This is a genomic window from Stenotrophomonas sp. STEN022, from assembly GCF_056760155.1.
In genome coordinates, this window is the sequence record NZ_JBRREG010000171.1 from 1 (window position 1) to 4,293 (window position 4,293).

The 4,293-nt window shown below is 63.1% G+C and carries 4 protein-coding genes; 1 reads left to right on the plus strand and 3 read right to left on the minus strand.

What is annotated here, in order from left to right:
- Positions 1-121 precede the first annotated feature (121 nt).
- Positions 122-1,543, minus strand: a complete 1,422-nt coding sequence (locus ACVOMF_RS20555; RefSeq protein ID WP_481510921.1) for a M28 family peptidase — start codon at positions 1,541-1,543, stop codon at positions 122-124.
- Positions 1,544-1,796: 253 nt separating this feature from the next.
- Between ACVOMF_RS20555 and ACVOMF_RS20560 the strand changes: the two genes are divergently transcribed.
- Positions 1,797-2,777 carry a hypothetical protein gene (locus ACVOMF_RS20560; protein WP_481510922.1) on the plus strand — a complete coding sequence of 327 codons (981 nt, stop codon included), beginning with the start codon at positions 1,797-1,799 and terminating at the stop codon, positions 2,775-2,777.
- 58 nt (positions 2,778-2,835) lie between these two features.
- On the opposite strand, the gene mscL is transcribed toward ACVOMF_RS20560, so the two are convergent.
- Positions 2,836-3,252, minus strand: a complete 417-nt coding sequence (gene mscL, locus ACVOMF_RS20565) for a large-conductance mechanosensitive channel protein MscL (RefSeq protein ID WP_481510923.1) — start codon at positions 3,250-3,252, stop codon at positions 2,836-2,838.
- Between the two features lie 58 nt (positions 3,253-3,310).
- A complete protein-coding gene (locus tag ACVOMF_RS20570; protein WP_481510924.1) occupies positions 3,311-4,015 on the minus strand; it encodes a fumarylacetoacetate hydrolase family protein in 705 nt (234 codons plus the stop codon).
- Between the last annotated feature and the right edge of the window lie 278 nt (positions 4,016-4,293).

Sequence of the window (4,293 nt, forward strand, 5' to 3'; positions counted from 1 at the left end):
CTCCTGTCTGTGGTTAGATATCATCGCTAAACCGTCCCGCCTGTGCATGGCTCGGCACTACAAAAACCAAAACAAGAAAGGCGCCCTGTGGCGCCTTTCTTGCTTTTACTCCGACAAGGAATCACTCGCGCGGCGGCACCACATCCTTGGCCTCGCTACCGAAGCTGCCTTCAGACTCCGCTGCCAGATAGGCAAACACGGTGTAGGCCGCCACGTTCTGGGCAAGGGCCTTCGGGTCGATCTTGTCCAAGGTGTCGTCCGGAGTGTGGTGCAGGTCGAAATAATCGGTTCCGTCCTGCGCCAGCCAAGCCCATGCACCGCCCTTGGCGGCCAGCGGGCCTACGTCGGGGCCGGGGCCGCCTTGGTTGGCGCGGTATTCAATGCCCAGTGGCGCCAGCGCCTCGCCGATCTGGCGGGTAGCCTCACGCGATTCCGCCGGATTGCCCGAGCCGGTGTTGAAGGCATAGATGCGGCCCGCACCGAAGTCACTCTCGGCGGCGATGTGCTGCTGCACGATTTCGCCGGCCGCCACGCGCGCCGCGGCGTAGGCCTTGCCACCGTGCAGACCCTGCTCTTCATTGGCGAAGGCGATGACGCGGATGGTGCGCTTGGGGGCTTGCTTGAGCTGGCCGATCAGATGGCCGGCGGCCATGGTGATACCGATCCCTGCGCCGTCATCGATGGCGCCGGTACCCAGGTCCCAGGAGTCCAGGTGACCGCCGATCACCACCACCTCCTTGGGCAGGCTGCGGCCGGTGATTTCGCCGATCACGTTCTGCGAGGTATAGCTGCCATCCCAGCCGCAATCCAGCGCGATGCGGATGCGGGTAGGGCCGCGCGCAACCAGACGATTGAGCTGGTCGGCATCGGGGCCGGACAGTGCGGCCGACGGCACCGGGGTCAGGCCTTCGTCATAACGGGTGATGCCGGTATGCGGCATGCGATGCGAATCGGTGCCAGCCGAGCGCATGATGAAGCCGACCGCACCCTTGTGGATTGCTTCGGACGGGCCACGGCTGCGCACACTGCCGCCGATGCCATAGTCAGCGCCATCCCGCTTGCGGGTCATGGTGAAGTCGACATAGGCGATCTTGCCTGTCAACGAGCCTTCCGGTGCTGCCTTCAGCGCGTCCAAGCCTTCAAAACGCACAATCTCGGCTTCCACCGTGCCGGCCGGGCTGCCGCCCAGGGCGGTGATGGTCAACGGCTGCGGATGCGCGCCCAGTACCGAGGCGTGTTCGCTGCGGCGCTCCCACTTCGGGAAGGTCACCGGCTCGGTCCACACCTTGTCGAAGCCCAGTTCCTTGAACTTGGCCTTGGCCCATTCCACCGCACGTGCGTCGGCCTCGCTGCCAGCCATGCGCGGGCCAACTTCGGTGGTCAGCGATTCCACCACCTGCCAGCCGGTGTTGTCCGCCAGCGCCTGTGTCCGCAGCTCGGCGGCCTTGGTCAGCGCCTGCTGCGGAATATGGGTGGGCGCTGCGTTGGCAGCGGCCGAGGTGCACAGCAGGAGGAGGGCAAGGGAAAGAGCACTGCGACGCATAGTCAATTCCAAGGTGATTTGTCGAGTCAGGGTAACAGTGAGCGGGTGTAGGTGAATGTGCCGGTTGGGATGTGTGGAAGTCTTGGTATTGGCTAAGTGGTTCCCCTTCTAGCTGCTTTTGTACGCGTCCGCTAGACGACATGAGCGGCTGAAACGATGACAGGCATCCAAGGGGTTTTCTCGTATTGCGATGCAGCATCACAAGCGAGCCTGAGCACCCCCACCGGCTTGGTGGATTGCCCAGGAACACTTGATGACATTGCGACACAGGACGGCAGGGACGTTGTTGATGCTGGTATTGCCAGTACTCGGATTAGCGCAGACGCACTCCATGGACGATGTGCGTTTCACCGGACCGTTGCTTACTCCGGGTCCGGCAGTAGTGCCACAGGGCGAGTTTTTCGCCCAGGCGTATTGGATATACAGCCGCACCCGTGGCGTCTACGACGACCGCGGCGATCGCCATACACTGGATGCACACGACAGCAGCCAGTTGCTCAGCCTGTTGCTCAGTGGAGGCATCACCGATCGGCTGACTGGCGAGTTGGTGCTCAATGGCAGTCGCTCGGCGCAGGGCGCCCAGCACAGTGACGGCTACCGCATTGGAGATAGCGCGGCGCGGCTACGCTATCAGTTGCGTGCGGGTGATGCGCTGACCGGTGGGATGGCCCTGGCGGCAATGCTTAGCCAATCGCTGGCGACCGGACGGCATGACCGACTTGGCGAAAACACGTTCAACGGTCAAGGTGCCGGGGTTTATCGCACCGGCCTGTCGTTGCTGGGGCAGCAGGTGTTGTGGATGCCGAATGGACGGCCGCTGCGTTGGCGCTGGCAGACCAGCTGGAGCCCGTCGCCGGGCAGTGTCTCGGTAGTCGGGCGCAGTGTGTATGGCACCGAACCGAGTTTCCGCGGCACGCTTGATGCCGGTGCGGCGGTCAGTGGCGCGTTGGGGCTTGAATACAGCATCAACCGCAGTTGGGTGCTGGCCCTGGATCTGACTGCCAGCACGCAATCGGGCAGCATGCTTCAGGGCAGCGTGGCCGACGCATCGGGTCAGAGGAAGATGCTGCGCCAGAATGGCTCACGCAGCCCCGCCTTCACTATTGCGCCGGCAGTGGAATACATCGTCAACGACCAGATCGGTGTATTGCTTGGTGTGCAGGCATCGCTGCCGGGTGGGCGCAACAGCGCGTCCTACGTCAGCCCGCAGGTATCCATGACGATGACCTTCTGATTGCTGCAAACGGCAACGGCCGGGAACCCCGGCCGTTGTTGGTAAACAGGTTGATCGATCAGCGCTTGTTGAGACTGTCGCGGATTTCGCGCAGCAGCAGCACTTCCTCGGTCGGTTCCGGCGCAGCGGCCGGTGCTTCTTCCTTCTTGCGCGACAGGCGGTTGACCACCTTGACCAGCATGAAGATCGCGAAGGCAACGATGATGAACTGGATCAGCGTATTGATGAAATCGCCATAGCCCAGCACCACGGCCGGGATTTCCTTGCCATCGGCGCCCATCTTGGCCGGTGCCAGGGTCCAGGCGAGGCTGGAGAAATCGACATTGCCGACCAGCATGCCGATCGGCGGCATGATCACCTTGTCCACCAACGAGGTGACGATTTTGCCGAACGCGCCGCCAATGACGACACCGACCGCGAGGTCGATGACGTTGCCGCGCATCGCAAATTCCTTGAATTCGCTGATCATTCCCATGTGTTTCTCCTAGGTATGCATGAAAGGGAGCTGGCGCAGACTACTCCAGTGGATGTCATCAGGCGATCAAACCGTCGCGATGTGCGATTTTCCCTAGGCGTGCGCTGAATCGGTCGCCGGACTTCAGCGCGGCCACGCCGGCCGGCGTGCCCATGAAAACGAGGTCGCCAGCACGCAGTGCATAGAGCTTGGACAGCTCGTGCAGGATGTCGGCGACATTCCAGATCATCTGGTCCAACGTGGACTTCTGGCGCAGTTCGCCATTGATTTCCAGCGACAGCTCCAGCGGCGTCAGATCACCGACCTCGGATGCCAATACGAGGCTGCTGACGGGTGCGGAATGGTCGAAACCCTTGGCGATATCCCATGGGCCGCCCTTGGCCTTCGCGGCTGCCTGCAGGTCGCGGCGGGTCAAGTCCAAGCCGACGCCGTAGGCCAGTACCAGGTCCATCGCCTGATCTACGGCGAGCACACCGGCCGGCGCATCCTTGCCCAGCGCCACCACCAGCTCCACTTCATGGTGCAGGTCGGAGGTGGCAGAGGGATAGGGGATCGCCGCATCGCCGACCACGATGGCATCGGCGGGCTTCATGAAGAACATCGGCTGGCCGCGTTCGCTGGCTGATGCGGGTGCGGTAGCGCCCATCTCGCGTGCATGATCGACAAAGTTGCGGCCCACACAGTAGATGCGGTGCACCGGAAACGTACCGCCACCGGCGACCGGGATGCGGGGCGGGGGCAGGGCGGGAATCAGATCAGTCATGGTTGCGTCCAGATGAAACGACGCAAAAGTCTAGCGGACGCAGACGCATTCTGTGGAGCGAAGCGCTGCTCCTGGAATGCCGATTTTCTGTGGGAGCGGCGTAAGCCGCGAAGCAGAGGGTCGATCAGATTGCAGCTATGTCGGCGTTTCAGCGATGCCGGCTTCGCCGGCGAAAACGCCCCCACAAACCGAGAGCCCCCCGGAAACCCCATACCCCCCGAGGGCGGGGCGAACCACGGGGGGTGTGTGGGGCTGCCCCCACGCCCCCACTCAGGGCG